The following is a 23,384-nucleotide window of genomic DNA, read 5'->3' on the forward strand; positions in this document are numbered from 1 at the left end:
TTCGAATTTGAATTCTGGTGGCCTTTGGAGTGGCCTTGCCTTTCGGCGGATCCGACTTTATCAGAAGTTCTGAGTCGGAATTCCCGCCCCGTGCCGGACGCTCGGCGCACACGAGTGTGCGCGGTGCTTCCCGGTCAGGCGGAGCCGTAAACGTACTGGAGCGGGGCGCCCCGATGCAAATCGGGGGCCCCGCTCCGGAGTTCGCGCCGTCGGCGTCAGACCTCGACGACGACCGGAAGGATCATCGGGCGCCGGCGGTAGGTGTCGGAGACCCACTTGCCCACCGTGCGACGGACGAGCTGCTGGACCTGGTGCGGCTCCAGCACGCCGTCCTGGGCGGACCTGTTGATCGCTTCCTCGATCTTCGGCACGACGGCGCTGAACGCCGAGTCGTCGATGCCGGAGCCGCGGGCGTGGATGTCCGGTCCGCCCGTGATCTTGCCGGAGGAGCTGTCGACCACGATGAAGACGGAGATGATGCCCTCTTCACCGAGGATCCGGCGGTCCTTGAGCGAGGTCTCGGTGACGTCGCCGACCGACAGGCCGTCGACGTAGACGTAACCCGCCTGGACCTTGCCGACGATCTTGGCCCGGCCGTCGACGAGGTCGACGACGACGCCGTCCTCGGCGATGACGATGTGGTCCTTGGGCACTCCGGTGAGCGCGCCCAGTTCGGCGTTGGCCCTCAGATGGCGCCATTCGCCGTGGACCGGCATCAGGTTCTTCGGCTTGCAGATGTTGTAGAAGTACAGCAGCTCGCCGGCCGAGGCGTGGCCCGAGACGTGGACCTTGGCGTTGCCCTTGTGGACGACGTTGGCGCCCCAGCGGGTCAGGCCGTTGATCACGCGGTAGACCGCGTTCTCGTTGCCCGGGATCAGGGACGACGCCAGGATCACCGTGTCACCCGGGACGATCCGGATCTGGTGGTCGCGGTTGGCCATCCGGGACAGGGCCGCCATCGGCTCGCCCTGGGATCCGGTGCAGACGAGCACGACCTCGTCGTCCGGCAGGTCGTCGAGGGTCTTGACGTCGACGACCAGGCCCGCGGGAACCCGCAGGTAGCCGAGGTCGCGGGCGATGCCCATGTTGCGGACCATCGAGCGGCCGACGAAGGCGACCCTGCGGCCGTACTCGTGTGCCGCGTCGAGGATCTGCTGGATGCGGTGCACGTGGCTGGCGAAGCTCGCCACGATGATGCGCTTCTGGGCGTTGGCGAAGACCGTGCGCAGGACGTTGGAGATGTCCCGCTCGGGCGGTACGAAGCCGGGGACCTCGGCGTTCGTCGAGTCGGAGAGGAGGAGGTCGATGCCTTCCTCGCTCAGCCGGGCGAAGGCGTGCAGGTCGGTGAGCCGGCCGTCCAGCGGGAGCTGGTCCATCTTGAAGTCGCCGGTCGCGACGGCCATGCCCGCGGGGGTGCGGATGGCGACCGCGAGGGCGTCCGGGATGGAGTGGTTGACCGCGATGAACTCGCAGTCGAACACGCCGATGCGCTCGCGCTGGCCCTCCGCCACTTCGAGGGTGTACGGACGGATGCGGTGCTCCTGGAGCTTCGCCTCGATCAGCGCGAGGGTCAGCTTGGAGCCGATGAGGGGGATGTCCGGCTTCAGGCGCAGCAGATACGGGACACCACCGATGTGGTCCTCGTGTCCGTGCGTGAGGACGATGCCCTCGATGTCGTCGAGACGGTCCCGGATCGTGGTGAAGTCCGGCAGGATCAGGTCGATTCCGGGCTGCTCCTCCTCGGGGAAGAGGACTCCGCAGTCGACGATGAGCAGGCGGCCGCCGTACTCGAAGACCGTCATGTTGCGGCCGATTTCGCCGAGGCCGCCGAGCGGGGTGACCCGGAGGCCGCCCTTCGGGAGCTTCGGCGGGGTGCCGAGTTCGGGATGCGGATGACTCAAAAGACTCTCCTTACCACGCACGCCACGTACCGCTTGGGCACGTGGCGCGCATGTCATTCGTGCACTTGCTGTTGTCTGTTTTTTCGCTCTTGCGAGTGTTCTTCGCGTATTCAGTTGTGAAGTCTGTGATTACAGCTCTACCCCGCCGGCGGCGAGATCGATCTTGAGCTGGGCCGTTTCCTGCTCGGTGAGCTCCACCAGCGGGAGGCGCAGCGGACCTGCGGGCAGTCCCTGGAGGGCCAGGGCTGCCTTGGTGGTGATCACACCCTGGGTGCGGAACATGCCGGTGAAGACCGGCAGGAGCTTCTGGTGGATCTCCGTGGCCTTCTGGACGTCGCCGCCTGCATGGGCCTCGACGAGGGCGCGCAGGTCGGGGGTGACGACATGGCCGACGACGGAGACGAAGCCGATGGCGCCGACCGAGAGCAGCGGCAGGTTGAGCATGTCGTCGCCGGAGTACCAGGCGAGGCCGGAGCGGGCGATGGCCCAGCTGGCGCGGCCGAGGTCGCCCTTGGCGTCCTTGTTGGCGACGATGCGCGGGTGCTCGGCGAGCCGTACCAGCGTCTCCGTGTCGATCGGCACACCGCTGCGGCCGGGGATGTCGTAGAGCATCACCGGCAGGCCGGTGGCGTCCGCGATGGCCGTGAAGTGGCGGAAGAGGCCTTCCTGCGGCGGCTTGTTGTAGTACGGCGTCACCGCGAGGAGCCCGTGGGCGCCGGAGCGTTCGGCCGTACGGGCGAGCTCGATGCTGTGGCGGGTGTCGTTGGTGCCGATGCCGGCGACGACGTGGGCCCGGTCTCCCACCGCTTCCAGTACCGCCCTTACGAGCTGGTCTTTCTCCGCGTCGCTGGTGGTCGGGGACTCGCCGGTGGTGCCGTTGACGACCAGGCCGTCATTGCCTGCGTCCACCAGATGGGCGGCGAGCCGCTGGGCGCCGTCGAGGTCGAGTGCGCCGTCCGCCGTGAAGGGCGTGACCATAGCGGTGAGGACCCGCCCGAAGGGGGTCTGCGGAGTGGAGATCGGAGCCATGGGTAACACGCTACTCGCTGCTCAGGGCCCAATGTCCCCTCGGGGGGACAAGCGATAGGAGCCCGGCACTGCCTGCTCGGGGGTTCAAGCAGTGCCGGGTCCGTTTGATCAGCCTAGATGAACTTCACGAAACGCCGCAATACGGACACCGCTTACGGGGCTACTCGGCCGTTCTTGTTGAAGGCTGCATGGGTGAGCGGCATGAGACGGGCCCAGTGCTCCTCCATCTGCTGGCCGACCATCTCGATCTCGCGCTGCGGGAAGGACGGCACCTTCGCCAGTTCGTGCTGGGTGCGCAGGCCGAGGAAGTGCATCAGCGAGCGGGCGTTGCACGTGGCGTACATCGAGGAGAAGAGGCCGACGGGGAGCACGGCGCGGGCGACCTCGCGGGCCACTCCGGCGGCGAGCATCTCCTGGTAGGCCTCGTACGCCTGGCGGTAGGAGTCCTCCATGACGCGGCCGGTGAGCTCCTGCTGGGCCTGGGTGCCCTCGACGAACTCGTACTTGCCGGGGCGGCCCTGCTGGACGAGCTTGCGGGAGGCGTCCGGGACGTAGAAGACCGGCTCCAGCTCCCGGTAGCGGCCCGATTCCTCGTTGTACGACCAGCCGACGCGGTGGCGCATGAACTCGCGGAACACGAAGATCGGGGCGCTGATGAAGAAGGTCATCGAGTTGTGCTCGAACGGGCTGCCGTGGCGGTCGCGCATCAGGTAGTTGATGAGTCCCTTGGAGCGCTCGGGGTCCTTGGTGACCTCCTCCAGGGACTGCTCGCCGGCCGTGGAGACGCGGGCCGCGAACAGGACGTCGGAGTCGCCCGCGGCGTGTTTCACCAGCTCAACGGTCACATCGCTGCGGAAGCTGGGCTTTGCGGGCTCGGGGGTCTCGGTCACCGGCGGGGTCCTTCCAGTTGCGTCGCTCGGGCGGCGCCCACTCTACGGGCCGCCACTGACAACCGGGCCGGAAGGGCCGTCCAGGGATTTCTTCGACGAATTCGGCGATTCGGGGCACCGATCGGGCCCATTGTGCGTCTGACTCAATAGCAGCATCCGTAACAGAGTTCAAGGAGACCTTCCTCATGTTCCGCCGGCGTGAATCCGTCCCGTTCTCGTTCGTGGCCGAGAGCGACCGATTCCGCAGTAACGTCACTCCCCCGCCCCGGCAGCGCGCCACCGTCTCCCAGCTGGCCGGCCGTTCCCTCGTCGGGCTGACCATGGTCGCCGGTCTCGTCGGGGCGCTGATCCTCGGCCTGCCCGCGCTCAGCCCCGCGCAGAGCCCTTCGCACGCCGAGCAGACCGAGGCCACCCACGGGCGCTGACTCGTACGGGCCCCTGGGGTGGTCTGGTCGGTGATCTCCTCGGTAGCCTCACCGGGCACAGCAATCGAGCGTGTTTGTGAGTGAGGATCAGTCGTGCCCCTGCCCTTCCTGACGGCCGACCGCGCATTTGACGCGAGCGCCGAGGACATCGCGCTGCCGTTCGACGACCACGACAGCTGGCGGCGCCCGTACCGTCCCGGCCCCTGGCGGGTCGCGGCGGCGGCCGGCCTGCTGCTGCTCGCGTCGTTCGTGCTGCTCGCGGGAATGATCATCGCGTTCGCCGGGGCGGTGCCGGGTTCGGCAGTGTGCCTGGGCCTCGCCCTCGTGGTCATCCTCTGCGCGCTGCGGCTGCTGCGGGTCGGTACCTGGGTCAGCAGGCACGGCGTGCGCCGGGTGGGCTTCTTCACGAGCGTCACCGTGCCGTGGAACCGGGTCGCCGCCATCCGCACGGTCCAGCAGCCCGTGAAGTGGCTCGGGTTCCCCCGCACCGTCCAGGGGCAGGCGCTGATCCTGGTACGCCAGGGGGGCGAGCCGGTTTCGCCGCTGCTCACCGACAGCAACGCCGACTTCCTGACCCGGAGCGAGGCGTTCGACCGCGCCGCCGACACGGTGGAGGCATGGGGGGACGAGTACCGGCGGGGCTGAGCCCCCGGACAGCCGGCAGGACGCCCGGCCCGGCCCCTTCAGGGGGTGCTGGGCCGGGCGTCCTTCGTGTGCAGGGCGATCGCGCGCTGCATGGCCTTGCGGGCCCGCGGGGTGTCCCTGGCGTCCTGGTAGGCGACGGCGAGGCGGAACCAGCAGCGCCAGTCGTCCGGGGTGTCCTCGGTCTCCTCGCGGCGGCGGGCGAACACGGCGTCGGCCGAGTCGCGGTCGATCCGGCCGGAGGGGGTGCGGACCAGTTCGTCGACCGGCAGGCCGCCCTCCGCGTCGAGCTCCGCGGCCAGCGCGTTCGCCCGCGACACGAACTGGGTGTTCTTCCAGAGGAACCAGATGCCGATCACCGGCAGGATCAGCACCGCGACCCCGAAGGTGACCGTCAGCAGCGTGCCGTGCCGGATGAGCAGTACGCCACGGCTGCCGACCAGGGCGAAGTAGAAGACCAGGACGGCAGCGGTGACGAAGTAGGTGATCTTTGCGCGCATGGCAGGCTCAGTCAGTTCAGGTCGAGGAAGTTTTCCAGGCCGAACGTGAGGCCGGGAGTGGTCACCACGCGGCGTACACCGAGCAGGATGCCCGGCATGAAGCTGCTGTGGTGCAGGGAGTCGTGGCGGATGGTGAGCGTCTCGCCCTCGCCGCCGAGCAGCACTTCCTGGTGCGCGAGGAGACCGCGGAGCCGGATCGCGTGGACGGGGACCCCGTCCACGTCCGCGCCACGGGCACCGTCCAGGGCGGTGGTGGTGGCGTCGGGCTGCGGGGCACAGCCGGCCTTCCGGCGGGCGTCGGCGATCAGCTGGGCGGTGCGGGTGGCGGTGCCCGAGGGCGCGTCCACCTTGTTGGGGTGGTGCAGTTCGACGACCTCGACCGACTCGAAGTAGCGGGCGGCCTGCTCCGCGAACTTCATCGTGAGGACGGCGCCGATGGAGAAGTTCGGCGCGATGAGCACACCGGTCTCCGGGGAGCCGGAGAGCCAGGCGTTGAGCTGCGCGAGCCGTTCGTCGGACCAGCCCGTCGTACCGACGACGGCGTGGATGCCGTGCCGGACGCAGAAGTCGAGGTTGTCCATCACCGACGCGGGGGTGGTGAGCTCGACGACGACCTGGGCGCCGGATTCCGTGAGGGTCTCCAACTGGTCGCCGCGGCCCAGCGCGGCCACCAGCTCCATGTCGTCGGCGGCCTCGACGGCTCGTACCGCCTCGGATCCGATCCGGCCCTTGGCGCCGAGAACGGCCACGCGCAGCTTGCTCATTGCTCTGGTTCCTTAACGGTGGGGTTAGGAGACCGCTTCTTCGAGGCGGTCGGCCTGCTTGTCCTTGAGCGGGCCGATGACGGAGAGGGAGGGGCGGTGTCCGAGGACCTCGGCCGCGACCTCGCGCACGTCGTCGGGGGTGACCTGTGCCATCCGGGCGAGCATGTCGTCGACCGACATCTGGTCGCCCCAGCACAGCTCACTCTTGCCGATGCGGTTCATCAGCGCGCCGGTGTCCTCCAGGCCGAGGACGGTGGAGCCGGAGAGCTGGCCGATGGCGCGGCCGATCTCCTCGTCGGTCAGTCCCTCGGACGCCACCCGGTCGATCTCGTCCCGGCAGATCTTGAGGACGTCGTGGACCTGGCTGGGCCGGCAGCCCGCGTACACGCCGAAGAGTCCGCAGTCGGCGAAGCCCGAGGTGTACGAGTACACGCTGTAGGCGAGGCCGCGCTTCTCCCGTACCTCCTGGAAGAGGCGTGAGCTCATGCCGCCGCCGAGGGCGGTGCTGAGCACACCCAGTGCCCAGCGGCGATCGTCGGTGCGCGCCAGGCCGGGTACGCCGAGGACGACGTGGGCCTGCTCGGTCTTGCGGTTCAGCAGCTCGACCCGGCCCGCGGTGCGCAGGGTGCGCGATCCCTCGCGCGGGGCGACCGGGACGGCGTCGGTGCGGGACAGGGCGCCCGCCCGCTCGAACGCGCGGCGGACCTGGCGTACGACGGTGGCGTGGTCGATGTTGCCCGCGGCGGCGACGACCAGGTGCGTGGGGTCGTAGTGCTTCTTGTAGAAGCGGGCGATCCGGCCGCGGTCGAGCGCGTTGATGGTGTCGACGGTACCGAGGACCGGACGGCCGAGGGGGGTGTCGCCGAGCATGGTGTGCGCGAACAGGTCGTGCACGCAGTCGCCCGGGTCGTCCTCGGTCATCGCGATCTCTTCGAGGATGACGCCGCGCTCGGCGTCGACGTCCTCGGTGGTGATCAGCGAGCCGGTCAGCATGTCGCAGACGATGTCGATGGCCAGCGGCAGGTCGGTGTCGAGGACCCGCGCGTAGTAGCAGGTGTACTCCTTCGCCGTGAAGGCGTTCATCTCGCCGCCGACCGCGTCGATCGCGGCGGAGATGTCCAGGGCGCTGCGCTTGGCGGTGCCCTTGAAGAGGAGGTGTTCGAGGTAGTGCGTCGCGCCGTTCAGCGTGGGGGTCTCGTCGCGTGATCCGACGTTGGCCCAGATACCGAAGGTGGCGGAGCGTACGGAGGGCAGGGTCTCGGTGACGACCCGGAGGCCGCCGGGCAGGACGGTGCGGCGGACCGTACCGATGCCGTTGGTGCCCTTGAGAAGCGTTTGGGTACGGGCGACGGCCCGCGCCTTCGAGGAGGCGCGGGCCGTCGTCACGGAACTACGGGACGTCACTTGGCGGCGTCGTCCTTCTTCTCGTCCTCTTCGCCCTCGATGACCGGGATCAGGGAGAGCTTGCCGCGGGAGTCGATCTCGGCGATCTCGACCTGGACCTTGGTGCCGACACCGAGCACGTCCTCGACGTTCTCCACGCGCTTGCCACCGGCGAGCTTGCGGATCTGCGAGATGTGCAGCAGGCCGTCCTTGCCGGGCATCAGGGAGACGAAGGCACCGAAGGTGGTGGTCTTGACGACCGTACCCAGGTAGCGCTCGCCGACCTCCGGCATGGTCGGGTTGGCGATCGAGTTGATCGTGGCGCGGGCGGCCTCGGCGGCCGGTCCGTCGGCGGCACCGATGTAGATGGTGCCGTCGTCCTCGATCGTGATGTCGGCGCCGGTGTCCTCCTGGATCTGGTTGATCATCTTGCCCTTGGGGCCGATGACCTCACCGATCTTGTCCACCGGGATCTTGACGGTGATGATCCGCGGGGCGTTCGGGGACATCTCGTCCGGGACGTCGATGGCCTCGTTCATCACATCGAGGATGTGGAGGCGGGCGTCGCGGGCCTGCTTCAGCGCGGCGGCCAGGACCGAGGCGGGGATGCCGTCGAGCTTGGTGTCGAGCTGGAGCGCGGTGACGAACTGCTTCGTACCGGCGACCTTGAAGTCCATGTCGCCGAAGGCGTCCTCCGCACCGAGGATGTCGGTGAGGGCGACGTAGTGGGTCTTGCCGTCGATCTCCTGGGAGATCAGACCCATGGCGATACCGGCGACGGCGGCCTTGAGCGGCACACCGGCGTTGAGCAGCGACATGGTGGAGGCGCAGACCGAGCCCATGGACGTCGAGCCGTTGGAGCCCAGCGCCTCGGAGACCTGGCGGATCGCGTAGGGGAACTCCTCGCGCGTCGGCAGCACCGGCACGATGGCGCGCTCGGCGAGCGCACCGTGGCCGATCTCGCGGCGCTTGGGCGAGCCCACGCGGCCGGTCTCACCGACGGAGTACGGCGGGAAGTTGTAGTTGTGCATGTAGCGCTTGCGGGTCACCGGGGAGAGGGTGTCCAGCTGCTGCTCCATGCGGAGCATGTTGAGGGTGGTGACGCCCAGGATCTGGGTCTCGCCACGCTCGAACAGGGCCGAGCCGTGCACCCGCGGGATGGCCTCGACCTCGGCGGCGAGCGTACGGATGTCCGTGACGCCGCGGCCGTCGATGCGGACCTTGTCCTTGATGACGCGCTCGCGGACCAGCTTCTTGGTCAGCGCGCGGTACGCGGCGGAGATCTCCTTCTCGCGGCCCTCGAAGGCCGGGAGGAGCTTCTCGGCGGCGATCTCCTTGACGCGGTCCAGCTCGGTCTCGCGGTCCTGCTTGCCCGCGATGGTGAGCGCCTGGGCCAGCTCGGACGTCACGGCGGCGGCGAGCGCCTCGAAGACGTCGTCCTGGTAGTCCAGGAAGACCGGGAAGTCGCCGGTGGGCTTGGCGGCCTTGGCGGCGAGGTCCGACTGGGCCTTGCAGAGGGCCTTGATGAAGGGCTTCGCGGCTTCCAGACCGGCGGCGACGACCTCCTCGGTCGGGGCCTCGGCGCCGTCCTTGACGAGCTGGATGGTCTTCTCGGTGGCCTCGGCCTCGACCATCATGATCGCGACGTCGCCGTCCTCCAGGACGCGACCGGCGACGACCATGTCGAAGACGGCGTCCTCGAGCTCGGTGTGCGTCGGGAAGGCGACCCACTGGCCCTTGATCAGCGCGACACGGGTGCCGCCGACGGGGCCGGAGAAGGGCAGGCCGGCCAGCTGCGTGGAGCAGGAGGCGGCGTTGATCGCGACCACGTCGTACAGGTGGTCGGGGTTGAGCGCCATGATCGTCTCGACGATCTGGATCTCGTTGCGCAGGCCCTTCTTGAAGGAGGGGCGCAGCGGGCGGTCGATCAGGCGGCAGGTGAGGATCGCGTCCTCGGAGGGCCGGCCCTCACGACGGAAGAAGGAGCCGGGGATCTTGCCGGCGGCGTACTGCCGCTCCTCGACGTCCACCGTGAGGGGGAAGAAGTCGAGCTGGTCCTTGGGCTTCTTGGAAGCGGTGGTGGCCGACAGCACCATGGTGTCGTCGTCCAGGTACGCCACGGCGGAGCCGGCGGCCTGCTTGGCCAGGCGGCCCGTCTCGAAGCGGATGGTGCGGGTGCCGAAGGTTCCGTTGTCGATAACGGCCTCGGCGTAGTGGGTCTCGTTCTCCACTAGCGTTTTCTCCGATACATATCGTCTTCTCGCCCCCACGCCCGTGTGGCGGGGGACGGTAGCGGAGAAGCCCTCCATCGGCGGGCCGGTCTTCGATCGAAGCACCCGGGTCGATGAGTCCGGGGGCCACTACCGAGGACCGGCGGCGGGGAGGTCTGCTTCTCGCTCGTCCGTTGGTCGTTCTCCGACCAGGTTACTGAGATTCGGTTCTGCTTGGCATTTCCGGCCGTGCGGGCGGACCCGTCACGTCCGGTTCCTGCCCGCGTACGCACAATCGTACGTACAGCAAAGGGAGCGGCCCCCCTCAGTGGTGGGAACCGCTCCCTTCACGGCGAACTACTTGGCGCCGCCGGCCGCACCGCGGCGGATGCCGAGGCGGTCGACCAGGGCACGGAAGCGCTGGATGTCCTTCTTGGCCAGGTACTGAAGGAGGCGGCGACGCTGGCCGACCAGGATCAGCAGACCACGACGGGAGTGGTGGTCGTGCTTGTGCGTCTTGAGGTGCTCCGTCAGGTCCGAGATCCGGCGGGAGAGCATGGCGACCTGGACCTCGGGGGATCCGGTGTCACCCTCCTTCTGGGCGAACTCGGACATGATCTGCTTCTTCGTAGCGGCGTCGAGCGGCACGCGTACTCCTCTTGATGTTCGATGCGCCCCACGAGTGCCCCTGGTCTTGATCGCAGGGGAGCTTCCATGACTCGGAGGCGAAGGTCCGATGAGCGCAGATCCCAGGATGATCCGGGAGCGCGTACACAAACGGCCGTCACACAGCGTACCAGTCCTGCGCAGCCGGTTCGGCCGGGCGGGTGCGCGGGGTCAGCTGGTGAGAGCGCGGATCGAACGGTAGAGGTCGAAGACGGCGAGGCACAGGGGGATCAGCGTCAGGAGCACACACGCTTCGGCGATCTCCAGGAAGCGCCCCCAGAACGGGGTCACCCCCTTGCGCGGCACGATCAGCCCGATGGCGGTGATCAGAGCGGCGGCGCCCGCGACGGCGGCGGCGAGCCAGATCGTACGGATGTCGAGAGCGGTGCTGTCCCCCATGGCGGCGTCGCGCAGCATTTCGACCGGCGGGTTGAGGGAGAGGCCGAGGCCCAGGAGCACGAGTGCGCCGAGGCCCGCCGCCAGCGCGCAGCCGACCTGGGCCGTGTAACGGAACAGGTGGGAACGCATCAGCATGGCCACCCCGGTGGCGAGCGCCAGCAGCTGGCCCCAGATGTTGTCCGAGAACCCCAGGACGGCCGCGGCGCCCACGGCCACCAGCGCGCATCCGCCGACCAGGCCGACGAGCAGTTCATGCCCGCGCCGCGCCTGGGCGGCGATGCGGTCGGCGTCGACCGGGCCCTGCGGGGCCGGTTCGGACGTCCCGTAGTCACCGGCGGTGGTGCGGGGCGGCTCGAAGCCGATGGGGAGGCGGGCGAAACGGGTGGACAGACCGGGCAGGAAGGCGAGCACGCCCACGGAGAGCGGCGCGCACACCGCGGCGGTCTCGGCGGGCTCCATGCCGGCGATGATCGCGACGAAGGTCACCAGTACGCCGACGGCGGCGGCGAACACGAACGCGACGAAGATTCCGTCCCCGCCGGGGGCGGCGATCATGAGGATCACCGCGACCACCAGCACGGCGGCGCAGGCGAGCAGGAACTGGAGCCTGCCGATGCCCTGCCCCTCGCCGAGCGACAGCAGCCCGGCGCCGGAGACCGCGGCGTTCGCGAGCGCGCCGATGCCCAGCGCCGTGCACGATCCCCGGTCGTCGTACACCCGGGCACGTACGCAGGCGAGCGCGAGAGCGAGTACGGCGACGATCGCGGCAAGGGCGCCCGGCAGCCCGTGCATGTCGTGCCTGGGGCCGGAGTTCCACAGCACGAAACCGAGCAGGACCAGCAGGAGCGACCCCGCGAAGAGCCCCGCACCGCGCATGAGGCTGTCGCCCCAGAGGGTGCGGTCGCGGGCGACGGCCGTGGCGACCGCGTCGGAGACGTCGTCGAAGACCGCGGGCGGCAGCGACTCGGAGAAGGGGCGCAGGGACAGCAGCTCGCCGTCGAGGATGCGCTGGCCGGCCAGGGTGCGCCCGCTGTCGAGGACGGTGCCGTCGCGACGTACCAGGTGATAGCCGACCGGCGCGCCCTGGGCGGGGCTCTGTCCCGACAGCCGGAGGATCTCCGGGTACAGGTCGGCGACGGGAATGTCCTCCGGCAGCGCCACGTCGACGCGGCTGTCGGGCGCGACGACCGTGACCCGGCAGAAGCCGGTCCCGTTGCCGGCCGGAACTCCGGGACCGGGCCGACCTTGTCCGGTGGCCGCCGTTTGGGCCGTCATAGTCACCTGCTGCTCCCCCTCATCGTTCGCCTGAAACGAACCGGGGATCGCGGACCTCGCTGAGGGCCGTCCCGTGCATCCCCGGCGGGCGCGGGACGACAACCACGGCGCCTCGCCGCGTTGCCGCAACGCCCGGTTGCATCCACCGCTCGGGGCGTCCCCGCGCCTTGCGATGTGCGCATCCGACGACGCACGCCGATCCGCCGGGGCCACGGGACAGCCTTCGCGTCCCGAACGGCCGTTTCCTTGCGGTAGTTAGCGAATGCTTACACGCGTTGCGACACCCTACCGCTCTCGATGTCATTCCATACGCCAGTAGGATCCTCCCGCGGATGGAGCCCGTCGCCACGGGGGCGCCGATACGAACAGTTCTGTCCGGCAAGGGAATTGGTGAGCTGTGAGCCAGATTGTCGTCAAGCGCCCACCGCGGGCCCTGCCCTCCGAAGTGCCGGACGAGCAGGTGCAGTTGCAACCTCCGCCCGAACTTCCTCGCGGTCAGCAGGAGGGGGTGATGATGCAGCTGCTGCCGATGCTCGGCATGGGTGGTTCCGTGGTCTTCTTCTTCATGACCCCGAACCCGATCATGCGGATCATGGGCATGATCATGGTCGCCTCGACGGTCGCCATGGCCATCGCGATGATGGTCCGCTTCCGGCGGGGGACCCAGGGACAGCTCGCCGACATGCGGCGGGACTACCTGAAGTACCTGACGCAGACCAGACGTTCCGTGCTGAGGACGGCCCGGAAACAGCGCGACGCACAGTTCTATCTCCACCCGTCCCCGGACCAGCTGTGGGCGCTCGTCGCCGAGGGCAGCCGGGTCTGGGAACGCCGCGTCGGTGACGCCGACTTCGCACAGGTACGCATCGGCCTGGGCAGTCAGGAACTCGCCACGCCGCTCATCGCCCCCGACACCGCGCCGGTGGACGAGCTGGAGCCGTTGACCGCGGGGGCGATGCAGCAGTTCCTGACGACCCACAGCACGCTCGACGGCCTGCCCATGGCGGTCTCGCTGCGCGCCTTCTACCACCTCACGATCAGCGGCGAGGCGGAGTCCGTCCGTTCCACGGCCCGCGCCATGGTCGGTGCGCTCGCCTCACTGCACTCCCCCGAGGACCTGGTCGTCGCCGTCGCGACGGACCGGGACGCCGCCCCGCGCTGGGAATGGACGAAGTGGCTCCCGCACGTCCAGGCCCCGGACCTCGTCGACGGTGCCGGCGTCCGCCGGCTGATCACCACGAGCGTCGCGGAGCTGGAGGAGATGCTCGCGCCCCGGCTCGACGGCCGGCCGCGCTTCCAGCCCGATGGCCAGCCGCTCATGGACCAGCCCCATGTCGTCGTCGTGCTCGACGGCCAGTCCGTATCTCCGGTGTCCGCGCTCGCCGCGGCCGAGGGCCTTCAGGGCGTGACGGTCATCGAGGTCGTACCGGGCGAGGTCAACGGCGCTCGTGGCGGCCTGTCCGTCGTGGTCCAACCCCATCTGCTCCAGCTGGAGTCCGGGCACGGACTGGTCTACGACGGCGTTCCCGACCTGCTCAGTCACGAGGCCGCCGAAGCGCTGGCCCGGCAACTGGCGCCGCTCCATGTGGCCTCGGGCGGGGACGACGACGAGCCACTTCTCGCCAATCTCGAATTCACCGATCTGCTGAACCTCGGTGACGCGGCCTCGATCGATGTCGCCAGGACCTGGCGGGCCCGCTCCCAGGCGGAGCGGCTGCGCGTCCCGATCGGGGTCGGCGAGGACGGCAGCCCCGTGATGCTGGACCTCAAGGAAGCGGCGCAGGAGGGAATGGGGCCGCACGGACTGTGCGTCGGCGCCACCGGTTCCGGAAAGTCCGAGCTGCTGCGCACGCTCGTGCTCGGCCTTGCCGTCACCCACACCTCGGAGACGCTCAACTTCGTCCTGGCGGACTTCAAGGGTGGTGCCACCTTCGCCGGCATGGCTCAGATGCCCCATGTCGCGGCGGTGATCACCAACCTCGCGGACGATCTGACGCTGGTCGACCGCATGGGTGACTCCATCAGCGGTGAGCTCAACCGCCGGCAGGAGATGCTGCGCGACGCGGGCAACTACGCCAACATCCACGACTACGAGAAGGCACGCGCCGCGGGCGCCCCGCTGCAGCCCATCCCCTCGCTCGTCCTGGTCATCGACGAGTTCAGCGAACTGCTGACCGCCAAGCCCGACTTCATCGAGATGTTCGTGCAGATCGGGCGCATCGGCCGTTCGCTGGGCGTCCATCTGCTGCTGGCCTCGCAGCGCCTTGAGGAGGGGCGGCTGCGCGGTCTGGAGACCTATCTGTCGTACCGGATCGGCCTGCGCACGTTCTCGGCCGGCGAGTCCCGGGCGGCGCTGGGTGTGCCCGATGCCTATCACCTGCCCAACGTCCCCGGCTCCGGGTACCTGAAGTACGGCACGGACGAGATGGTGCGCTTCAAGGCCGCGTACGTCTCCGGGGTGTACCGCTCGGGCGCCCAGGCCGCCGTACCCTCCGGCCCGCTGCCGGTGGACCGCAGGCCGGTGGTGTTCACGGCGGCTCCGGTGCCGGTTCGCTACGTACAGCCGAGCCCGCAGACCGGTGCCTCCGTGCCCGACGCGCGTACGTCGGAGGACGACGCCCTGGCCGACACGGTGCTCGATGTGATCGTGCGCCGGCTGGAGGGCCGGGGGGCCTCCGCGCACCAGGTGTGGCTTCCTCCGCTGGACAACCCGCCGTCGCTGGACGAGCTCCTGCCGGGGCTCTCCGCGGTCGAGGGCCGTGGGCTGACGCAGCCCGGATTCGAGGGTTCGGGCCGCCTCGTCGTACCGCTGGGTGTGGTCGACAAGCCGTACGAGCAGCGGCGCGACACGCTCTACCGGGACTTCTCCGGCGCGGCGGGTCACATGCAGATCGTCGGTGGTCCGCAGTCCGGCAAGTCCACACTGCTGCGCACGCTCATCGCGGGCTTCGCGCTCACCCACACGCCCCAGGAGGTCCAGTTCTACGGACTCGACTTCGGTGGCGGCGGCATGGCCTCGGTCTCCGGCCTGCCGCACGTCGGCGGGATCGCCTCCCGGCTCGACCCCGAGCGGGTGCGGCGTACGGTCTCCGAGGTGTACGGGATCATGGCGCGGCGCGAGGAGTACTTCCGCAGCGCCGGCATCGACTCCATCGCCACCTTCCGCAGGCTGCGGGCGCGCGGCGACATCTCGGTCACGGACCAGCCGTGGGGCGACGTGTTCCTGATCATCGACGGCTGGGGCAACTTCCGTACGGACTACGAGGCCCTGGAACCGGCAGCGTTGGACATCGCGGCGCGCGGCCTCGGGTACGGCATCCACCTGATCGTCACGGCATCGCGTTCCATGGAGGTCCGGGCCACCCTCAAGGACCACCTGATGAACCGGCTCGAACTGCGGCTCGGCGACGTCATGGACTCCGAACTGGACCGCAAGGCCGCGGTCAACGTGCCCGCAGGGGTGCCCGGCCGTGGTCTCACGCCGGAGAAGCTGCACTTCATGGCGGCGGTACCGCGGATCGACGGCATCAACTCCGACAGCGACCTCTCCGAGGCGACAGCCGCCATGAACCAGGAAGTCGCCCGCCACTGGACCGCGGCCTCCGCACCGGCGGTCCGGCTGCTGCCCCGCGAACTCCCGGTGCACGAACTGCCCGCGGGTTACGCGCATCCGGAGCGGGGCGTCGCGTTCGGCATCGACGAGAACAACCTGGAGCCGGTCTTCCTCGACTTCGAGCGCGACCCGTTCTTCCTGGTGTTCGGCGAGAGCGAGTCCGGCAAGTCGAACCTGCTGCGGCTGCTCATCAAGCAGCTGAGTGAGAGGTACGAGGGGAACACCTGCAAGTTCTTCGTCATCGACAACCGTCGAGCGCTCCTGGACGTCACCCCCGCGACGCACCTGGCGGAGTACGTGCCCATGTCCAACAACATGGAGCACCATGTGGACGCGCTGTACGACCTGATGAAGCGTCGTACGCCGTCGCCCGACGTCACGGCGCAGGAACTGCGCGAACGCAGCTGGTGGAGCGGCCCGACGGTGTACGTGGTCGTCGACGACTACGACCTGGTCTCCACCTCCAGCGGAAACCCGCTGGCCAAGCTCACGGAGATGCTGCCGTTCTCACGTGACGTCGGTGTCCGGTTCATCATCGCCCGCAGCACGGCGGGTGCCGGACGGGCCCTGTACGAGTCGTTCATGCAGCGCATCGTGGAGCTGGGCGCGCAGGGCCTGATGCTCTCGGGCGACCCCATCGAGGGCGATGTCCTCGGCAACGTACGACCGCGGCCGATGCCTCCGGGGCGCGGGGTCTTCGTCACCCGGCGGCGCGGGAATCCGCTGGTGCAGACGGGGCTCATGGACGGGCAGCGGTAGGGGCGCCGCAGGCAGGGAACGCGGACGGGGCACGGCGACGGTCTACATGACCGGCCGTGCCCCGTCCGCGTTCCCGGCCTTCTTGCTTTCCTGCTTTTCTGCCTCTCCTTGTCTCCTTGTCTCCTTGCCTCCTTGCCTCCCTGCCTCCCTGCCTCCGGCGCCGGTATGCGGCCGTCGGCGCGACTGTCACTCGATGGGGGGATATTTGGTGGATATTCTTGGAGTCCAGCAATCGGTGAATCCCGGACAACCGGATTGAGTTGCGTCAGGTGGCCACCGTTTTCTCCTATCAGCTGCTGAAGTAGAACTATAAAATTCGGCAAACCGGGCGCACTGCACAGGTTCGGGCGGCGTTGCCGCGGCTGGCTAAAGCGATTCCCGGCCATTGATTTCGTCCCTCAAAACCAGAGACCATGGCGGACCGTCCCGGACCGCCCGGGAACGGAGCAACGGGGAAGGTTTCACCGATGGCATGGGACGAGTGGGAACATCTCAAATCCGATGCGGCGGCGCGTGGTTCCGCACAGATGCAGCTGAATCAGTATCCGGCTGATCAAGGGGGTGGCCCTGCGACGGGCTCGGCCTCGGCCTCGGCCTCGGACGATCTGAAATCGGACAAGAAGGCATGGGTAAAGGCCGGTGAGGGAGTAAAAGGCCTGATGGACGGCGTCGGCAAGGCATTGACGAAACTGAGCGAGGGACAGGCGGGGCTGGGTGACACCGGCGGGTGCCGGAGTGCGGCGGCACAGAAGGATCTGTACGAATCCTGGCGAAAGTATGTCGGCGATGTGAGCAGTCGTTGTGACGGGTTAGGCGGGCTTTTAGAGGGTGCGGGGCACGATCTTTCGAAGTCCGACCAGGTGGTCAGGGAAGAGCTGGACAAGTTGCAGCTGAAGTACCAGGACACCGAGGCTGTCGACGGCCACACGAAAGAGAAGTGATTCGCGATCATGGATCTTGCGACGCTGAAAGCCTTCAAGCCGTCGGAGTACGAGGGCGCCGCGGACGCCTATCGGGCGACCGGTGACATGGCCAGTGCGGCCAAGGACACGATCGACAACCAGATCTGCGCGGGGATCCGCAACCAGCTCAAGGGCGAAGCGGCGAACGCGGCCGCTCGCGAGCTCCGCGAACTGTCGAAGAACTTCCACTACGCGCAGACCGAATGCGGTCTGGTAAGCACCGCGCTCAATGGTTTCGCCTTCGACATGGCGGTGGCGAAGCAGAGGCTGGAAGCAGCGATCGAGGACGCCCGCGCGGACCACTGCACGGTGAACGCGAACGGCTCGGTCACCTACCCGGCAGGCAAGAAACCCGGCGACGAGAAGACCGCCGACGGCGGCACGGTGACCGGGAGCACCGGAGGCAGCCCGACGTCCGACGCCTTGGAGCGCCAGGCGGCGAACATGCATCCGAATCCGAACTACGGCAGGGCGATGGCCTATGCCAACCGGATCGCCGATGCGTTGAAGGAAGCCACGGATGCCGACGAGAAGTGGGCACCGAAGCTGCGCGCGCTGAGGGCCGACGACGACCTGAAGGTCTCCAAGCGGGACTGGGCCGACGCGCAGTCGGACATGGGGGGAGTCCGCGAAGCGGGCAAGAGCTATCTCGACTCCCTGCCGGAGCCCCCGAAGGACGGCAGCCCGAAGGACAACGCATCATGGTGGAACGGGCTCAGTCCTGAGGAGCGGGCAGCGTGGCTCTCCCTCCGCCCCGACACCGTGGGAGCGCTCGACGGGCTGCCTTCAACGGTTCGGGACGAGGCGAATCGCGTCGTCCTCTCGGAGAAGCAGGGCGAGCTCCAGCTGGAACTGGATTCCATCCCGAAGCCGCCGGCCAACGAATGGACGTGGATCAAGGCCGGTCAGATGCCGTCCAGGGTGCACACCGACGAGTGGATGGCCTGGTACAACAAGTACGGCGATCGGTACGAGCAGCTCAACAAGTCCCTCAAGGGGATGCAGAGCATCCAGGACCGGTTCGCCCAGACCGGTGAGGAAGGCCTGCCCGAGGCATACTTGCTCGGGTTCAGCCCGGAAGGAAATGGCCGGGCGATCGTCGCCAACGGGAATCCGGACACGGCCGATCACCAAGCGGTCTATGTGCCGGGCACGACCTCGAACCTGGGCGGCATCAGCGGTGACATCGGTCGGATGGTGAACGTGTGGCGTGTGGCTGACGCCGCGCCCGGCAATGATTCGGTCTCCACGATCACCTGGCTCGGGTACGACGCTCCGCAGAACATCGTCAAGGACTCGCCGTTCAGTCACTACGCGAATGACGGCGCGCCGGCCTTCAACCAGTTCATGGACGGACTCGACGCGTCGCACACCGGCGATTCGGACCCGCACCGCACCGCGATCGGCCACTCGTACGGAACGACCCTCATCGGTTCCGCGGCCCGGCAGGGTGACCTGAACGCGGACGATGTGATCCTCGCGGGCAGCCCTGGTGTTCAGGTGCCCAAGGCCGAGCAGCTGGACGTGCCCTCGGGGCACGTATGGAACCAGGAGGCCGACGGGGATCCCGTTCCGGACATCGGCCGCTACGGACACGGCGGAACCGACTGGGACGGCCCCTGGACCATCCCCAGCGACGAACGCTTCGGCGCCAACCAGATGACCACGGACACCGAGGGCCACAGTGACTACTGGAAAGAGGAGTCCGACAGCCTGTGGAACCAGGGCCAGGTCGTGGCGGGCAACAGTGACAACGTGAAGTTGAAGCCACCGCCGAACTACTGGGCGCATGTGAAGTAGAGGCGTCGGTGCCCGCGGGCACCGCCCCTCGAAGCCCCCGACGACATGACCGGCCCGACGCCGGTCCGACGCATCAAGGCCCTCAACTTGAAGACCAGACTGAGCGCCCCGGCGCTTCTCCTGCCCCTCGCCCTCGCAACCCTTACTGGATGCAGCATGACTGACACCGATGACTCCCACGGCATCCCGTCCGCGGGCACCAGCACCTCGGAGAAGGCCGCCGATGAGGCAAAGAAGGTCTCCAGCGAGCTCTACGACCTGATCGACATCAAGGGAAAGACGTCCAAGACCGGGGCGGGCGTCACGGAATGCGCGGGCAAGGACCGCGAGAAGTACTTCCAGATCTTTCACCCCTGGAGCTTCACTCCGGCATCGGCCGACCAGCTCGATGGTCTGATGGAGCGGCTCAAGAAGGAACTGCCCAAGCACGGGTGGAAGGTCGTGGCTTACGGACCGGACACCAGTAAGAACAAGAACATCAACCTCACGGCCGACAACGACGCGAAGAAACACAGCGTCAAGATCGTCGAAATGGCCAAGACCGACCCACCGAGCCTCAGCCTGATGGTCGTCTCCGGCTGCTATCAGGTGCCGGACGGCGAAAAGATCCAGCGTTTCTGAACGTGACGACAGTTGAGCTGATCGGGTCGGGTCGCGGCCTGACTTGATCAGCTCGACTCGGCGCACGGAACACAGCTCAGGGTGGGCACCTCCCGTGCGTGCCCACCCTGAGCTGTGATCTGCCGAGTTCTACTCGAAGTTGGCCCTCGCCCGCTTGTCGCCTGCGTGGTAAGAACCACCGGCTTCGCGCACCTTGCGCGAGATCTCGCTCAGGGCGTTGTGGATCGCCGTGGCGTCGTCGTCCCAACCCTTCTGAGCGGTGTCGTAGGCGCTCTTGGCCTCGCCCACCCAGAGCTCGGACACATTGGCGATCATCCGCTTGATGGCCGCAAGGTCCTCCTGGAGCTGCTTGCTCTGCCGGTCGATGGCGCCGGCTGCAAGGTCCAGGCTCGCGTAAGTGACAACCATCGTGCCGTCGTTGTTGCCCGACATGCGGTCCTCCCGTGTTATCTAGGTTTGGTATTAAGGCCTCGTACGTGGAACGTGCGCGTCGAGGTCAGAAGTTGTTGAGGTTCGACATCCTGGCCTCTGCGCCGGCGTCGCCCGAGTAACCGCCGACGACGTCGACGCCCTGGAGAGCCTGCCTGATCTCGTCCTCGGTGTTGTCCTTGATGGTGCGCGCCGCCTTGATGGCCTCCTGGAAGTTGAGCAGCCGGTGGGCAATGCTGACCATCTTCCGGTTGACCTCCTCCTGCTTCGTGTTGAAGGCGCCGGCACCGATGCCCTTCCAGTGACCTTCCAGGCTGTCGATCGTCCCCTGGAGCACCTTGAGCTGGCCCTTCACTGAGTCGAATCGCGTGGAGAGCTCGCCCTCCAGCTTGAGGAGTGCGGCATCTGAGAGCTTCTGATCAGCCATGATCTCGGCTTCCTTCCTGGTGCTGTTGTTCGTCCCGGCTTTGCTCGCCGGTGGGTACGGGTGAAGAACGTACGGTTGGTCAGGCGGTGCGGCGCTTACGAATGAGCACGAAGGCTCCGCCGCCCAGCACGACGACCGCTGCCGCTCCGCCGATGATCAGGCCGAGCGAACTGCCGTCGTCCTTCTCGTTGCTGGAGCCTGCCATGACGGCGTCATCAGCCGTTTCCTTCTTCTGGGGCTGTGACGAGCCTGGTGCGGAGGCGGCTGGGGAGGCCGAGGAACCGGACGTCTTTTCCTTGGTGAGGGGACTGATATCCGGGGCGCCGGGGTTTCCCTTGCCCTTCAGAACGTTCATGGAGGGACGGATCAGGCCATGACCGAGGTACTTGCTGAGCGTGCCCTTTTCCCAGTCACGGCCTGCTGTGTCGAAGAGGACGTTGAGAACCTGGTTCGCGGTCCAGTCGGGGTGGGCGGACCACACCAAGGCTGCAGAGGCAGACGCGATTGCGGTGGCTGCACTGGTGCCGCCGTCGCCGTCGCAGTAGCTCTGAAATTTGGAGTCACACCAACGCGGAATTTCATTACCAGGAGCAGCGATATCCACAATGTTGCCGTTTTGGGAGTACTCGGCTACCTTACCGTCGCGGTCAGCCGAGGCGACACCGACTACCTGCGGATACGAGGCAGGAAACTGTTCCTTGTTTCCTTCCTCGGCATTGTTTCCAACTCCAGCAAAGAAGAGCTTTCCCTTGCTTTCTGCGTACTTGACTGCTTCCCGCTCTCCCCGGCCTGGGAAGTCGCTCGCCATCGACATGCTGATGATCCGCGCATCGCTGTCCGCCGCAGCCCGGATAGCATCTTCGGTGTCTTTGGCATTCACCGAATGCTTGTTCTGAAACTCCGTATCGGTGACTCGAAACGGGATGATCTTCGCGCCTGGAGCAAGGCCTTGAAGTCCTCCGCCCTTGCCCGTGCCGGCAATCAGCTCGGCCATATCCGTGCCGTGCCCGGCATAGTCGTCGTACTCGTCGCCGTCGGCTCCCGTGGCGTCGAATCCTTTCAGGACCTGCCCCTTCAGGGAAGGTGTCGATGGGTTGACACCGGTGTCGATGACAGCAACCTTGATGCCTTCGCCCGTGGTGACCTTCCACATCTCCTCCGCCTGCATGGCGCTGAGATACCACTGCTTCGATTGCACATCTGCGGCTATCGCGGAGGGGGCGCCCCCCGCAATTCCCGCACTCCAAGCAACAACCACGGCCATCGTGCCGAGCAGATGTCCTGGCAATCCGACAGGCATGCGGCGCTTCCGGGTCTGGCTCATTCTTGCTGTCATCCTGACTTCCGAACCCTTCCCTGTACCTACTCGATCACCGGAGGTGTGGCTCCACGCCGTCCGGCCTCCCACGTCTCTCTGTCTTCCACCAGGTAGTCCGGGCGCGCGGCGCCACCGTCCTGGTCCTCGTCGTCGGAGTCCCGTCGCCCAGCTGGACCACGTACGAGGCCCGCGCCTCCCGCCGTGAAGCCCCTCGAACCCGAGCCGGTTCCGGCAGCGCTACGAGGCGTACCCACAACGCCCTTCGAGCTGGGAGTCCCACGCCCGCCAGGTCGAGTCGCAGCGTTGGTTCCGCCGGCCCCGATCACCGTTCCGCGCGGAACACCGCGAGTGCCGCCAGCCGATTCTGTGCCCGGAGCGGTGCGCTGTGGGGTCCCACCCACGATGGCCCTGGCGCGCCCAGTACGCGGGCCAGGGGACTTGGAAGCATTTGCAGGACCACCTGCCATGGGCCTGCCTCCAGTCACACTGGTCCGACCGGCAGCGGGCGGCTGACTCCCACCTCCACCAGGGCGTCCAGGCGTGCCTGAGCCAGGGCCACCGCCGATGGGAGCCGGACGCCCGACCGGAACTCCAGTACGCCCGGTCGTCGTAGGCCCGGTCGTCGTAGGCCCGCTGCTCGTGGGTCCGTTCCGTCCGGGCTGCCCAATTGTTCTGGGCAGCCCGGTTGGTGGCATGGAACGTCGCGAGCCACCTGCCACAGGCTTCACAAACTCATTCACCATGGGCGGATTCGGACCTGTACTCGGGCCCGTAGGATTTGCAGTCGGCGGCGCGGGGGACGTGTCGGGAAGGGTCACGGGGGCCGGTGGCGCCTTCACACTGTCGATCTCCGTCGAAGTGCTTGTGTCCGGCGTGGGTGCAGTTCCGAGTCCCTCGATTGCGGCTCGATTACCAGTGCCGCCTGAGGTGCCGACACCAACCGTGGCAGCGCGCTCTGCATGGCCCCGCGGTGTGTTATTGCCCAATGCCTCCGAGCCTGCGGGAGGGACGTTGGGTTCGCTCCCCATTTCGATTTGCCCCAGCGGCTTCGGCATCGCAACATCAAGCTTCTTCTCAAACCGCGGCGGCTCCTGCGCCGCCAGCGTCTCTTCCGAAACCGAGTAGTACGACGCCAGACGGTTCGCCTGGTTGATGGCCTCCTGGCGGTCCTTCTCGACCTTCACCGCCGCGGCGTATTCCGGGTTCCCTTCGATCCGCTTCGGAGTCTCGATCTCGTCGACTGACTTGCGCACCAAGCGGCTGTCGCGCGGCGGCAGGGACTTGCGCACGGAGGCGAGGCCGGCGCCCGCGACCGTGATCTGGGTCCCGGCGGCCTCTGCGAAATCGCCCAGCTTCGTGGCATGGGCGACC

General features: G+C 67.8%; 18 protein-coding genes. 6 read left to right on the top strand and 12 right to left on the bottom strand.

Annotation, left to right across the window (positions count from 1 at the left end; translation table 11 throughout):
• Nucleotides 1-215: 215 nt before the first annotated feature.
• From EES42_RS00005 to thyX, 3 genes are all read right to left on the bottom strand, one after another.
• Nucleotides 216-1,901, bottom strand: coding sequence for a ribonuclease J (locus tag EES42_RS00005; protein WP_124716047.1), 1,686 nt, complete (start codon nt 1,899-1,901; stop codon nt 216-218).
• A gap of 129 nt (nt 1,902-2,030) precedes the next feature.
• Complete coding sequence (dapA, locus tag EES42_RS00010; protein WP_124716048.1) at nt 2,031-2,930, bottom strand: 4-hydroxy-tetrahydrodipicolinate synthase; 900 nt, start codon at nt 2,928-2,930, stop codon at nt 2,031-2,033.
• A 152-nt stretch (nt 2,931-3,082) separates the two neighbouring features.
• The gene (thyX, locus tag EES42_RS00015) at nt 3,083-3,820 is read right to left on the bottom strand and encodes an FAD-dependent thymidylate synthase (protein WP_124716049.1); all 738 of its coding nucleotides are present in this window, start codon (nt 3,818-3,820) and stop codon (nt 3,083-3,085) included.
• Between the two features lie 185 nt (nt 3,821-4,005).
• On the opposite strand from thyX, the gene EES42_RS00020 reads away from it, so the two are divergent.
• Nucleotides 4,006-4,245 carry a hypothetical protein gene (locus EES42_RS00020; RefSeq protein WP_124716050.1) on the top strand — a complete coding sequence of 80 codons (240 nt, stop codon included), beginning with the start codon at nt 4,006-4,008 and terminating at the stop codon, nt 4,243-4,245.
• Between the two features lie 93 nt (nt 4,246-4,338).
• A complete protein-coding gene (locus EES42_RS00025) occupies nt 4,339-4,890 on the top strand; it encodes a hypothetical protein (RefSeq protein WP_124716051.1) in 552 nt (183 codons plus the stop codon).
• Between the two features lie 38 nt (nt 4,891-4,928).
• Here the strand turns inward: EES42_RS00025 and EES42_RS00030 are convergent, their stop codons facing one another.
• The 6 genes from EES42_RS00030 to eccD form a co-directional block, all read right to left on the bottom strand.
• The gene (locus EES42_RS00030) at nt 4,929-5,387 is read right to left on the bottom strand and encodes a tetratricopeptide repeat protein (RefSeq protein WP_124716052.1); all 459 of its coding nucleotides are present in this window, start codon (nt 5,385-5,387) and stop codon (nt 4,929-4,931) included.
• An 11-nt stretch (nt 5,388-5,398) separates the two neighbouring features.
• Nucleotides 5,399-6,151, bottom strand: a complete 753-nt coding sequence (dapB, locus tag EES42_RS00035) for a 4-hydroxy-tetrahydrodipicolinate reductase (RefSeq protein ID WP_124716053.1) — start codon at nt 6,149-6,151, stop codon at nt 5,399-5,401.
• 24 nt (nt 6,152-6,175) lie between these two features.
• Entirely contained in the window at nt 6,176-7,555 is a 1,380-nt protein-coding gene (locus EES42_RS00040) for a M16 family metallopeptidase (protein WP_124716054.1), read from the bottom strand.
• Entirely contained in the window at nt 7,552-9,765 is a 2,214-nt protein-coding gene (locus EES42_RS00045; protein ID WP_124716055.1) for a polyribonucleotide nucleotidyltransferase, read from the bottom strand. Before EES42_RS00045 ends, EES42_RS00040 begins: the two co-directional genes overlap by 4 nt.
• Before the next feature lie 336 nt (nt 9,766-10,101).
• Entirely contained in the window at nt 10,102-10,392 is a 291-nt protein-coding gene (gene rpsO / locus EES42_RS00050) for a 30S ribosomal protein S15 (RefSeq protein ID WP_003965855.1), read from the bottom strand.
• A 189-nt stretch (nt 10,393-10,581) separates the two neighbouring features.
• The gene (eccD, locus tag EES42_RS00055) at nt 10,582-12,084 is read right to left on the bottom strand and encodes a type VII secretion integral membrane protein EccD (protein WP_124716056.1); all 1,503 of its coding nucleotides are present in this window, start codon (nt 12,082-12,084) and stop codon (nt 10,582-10,584) included.
• A gap of 397 nt (nt 12,085-12,481) precedes the next feature.
• Here eccD and eccCa point away from each other — a divergent pair, with 397 nt between their 5' ends.
• The 4 genes from eccCa to EES42_RS00075 all read left to right on the top strand — a co-directional run bounded on the left by eccCa (nt 12,482) and on the right by EES42_RS00075 (nt 19,839).
• Nucleotides 12,482-16,456: a type VII secretion protein EccCa gene (gene eccCa, locus EES42_RS00060; RefSeq protein WP_124716057.1), complete on the top strand. Its 3,975-nt coding sequence runs from the start codon at nt 12,482-12,484 to the stop codon at nt 16,454-16,456.
• A 467-nt stretch (nt 16,457-16,923) separates the two neighbouring features.
• Complete coding sequence (locus tag EES42_RS00065; protein ID WP_124716058.1) at nt 16,924-17,397, top strand: hypothetical protein; 474 nt, start codon at nt 16,924-16,926, stop codon at nt 17,395-17,397.
• 9 nt (nt 17,398-17,406) lie between these two features.
• Nucleotides 17,407-19,218, top strand: a complete 1,812-nt coding sequence (locus EES42_RS00070) for an alpha/beta hydrolase (RefSeq protein WP_124716059.1) — start codon at nt 17,407-17,409, stop codon at nt 19,216-19,218.
• 156 nt (nt 19,219-19,374) lie between these two features.
• Nucleotides 19,375-19,839 (top strand): hypothetical protein, encoded by a 465-nt coding sequence (locus EES42_RS00075; protein WP_241196182.1) that lies wholly within the window; start codon nt 19,375-19,377, stop codon nt 19,837-19,839.
• Nucleotides 19,840-19,968: 129 nt separating this feature from the next.
• Here the strand turns inward: EES42_RS00075 and EES42_RS00080 are convergent, their stop codons facing one another.
• The 3 genes from EES42_RS00080 to EES42_RS00090 form a co-directional block, all read right to left on the bottom strand.
• The gene (locus EES42_RS00080; protein ID WP_124716060.1) at nt 19,969-20,271 is read right to left on the bottom strand and encodes a WXG100 family type VII secretion target; all 303 of its coding nucleotides are present in this window, start codon (nt 20,269-20,271) and stop codon (nt 19,969-19,971) included.
• A 64-nt stretch (nt 20,272-20,335) separates the two neighbouring features.
• Nucleotides 20,336-20,695 (bottom strand): WXG100 family type VII secretion target, encoded by a 360-nt coding sequence (locus EES42_RS00085; RefSeq protein ID WP_124716061.1) that lies wholly within the window; start codon nt 20,693-20,695, stop codon nt 20,336-20,338.
• 79 nt (nt 20,696-20,774) lie between these two features.
• Nucleotides 20,775-22,031, bottom strand: coding sequence for a S8 family serine peptidase (locus EES42_RS00090; protein ID WP_124716062.1), 1,257 nt, complete (start codon nt 22,029-22,031; stop codon nt 20,775-20,777).
• Between the last annotated feature and the right edge of the window lie 1,353 nt (nt 22,032-23,384).

Origin of the sequence: Streptomyces sp. ADI95-17, assembly GCF_003846175.1 — a bacterium.
In the GTDB taxonomy this organism is placed as follows: Bacteria; Actinomycetota; Actinomycetes; order Streptomycetales; family Streptomycetaceae; genus Streptomyces; species Streptomyces sanglieri.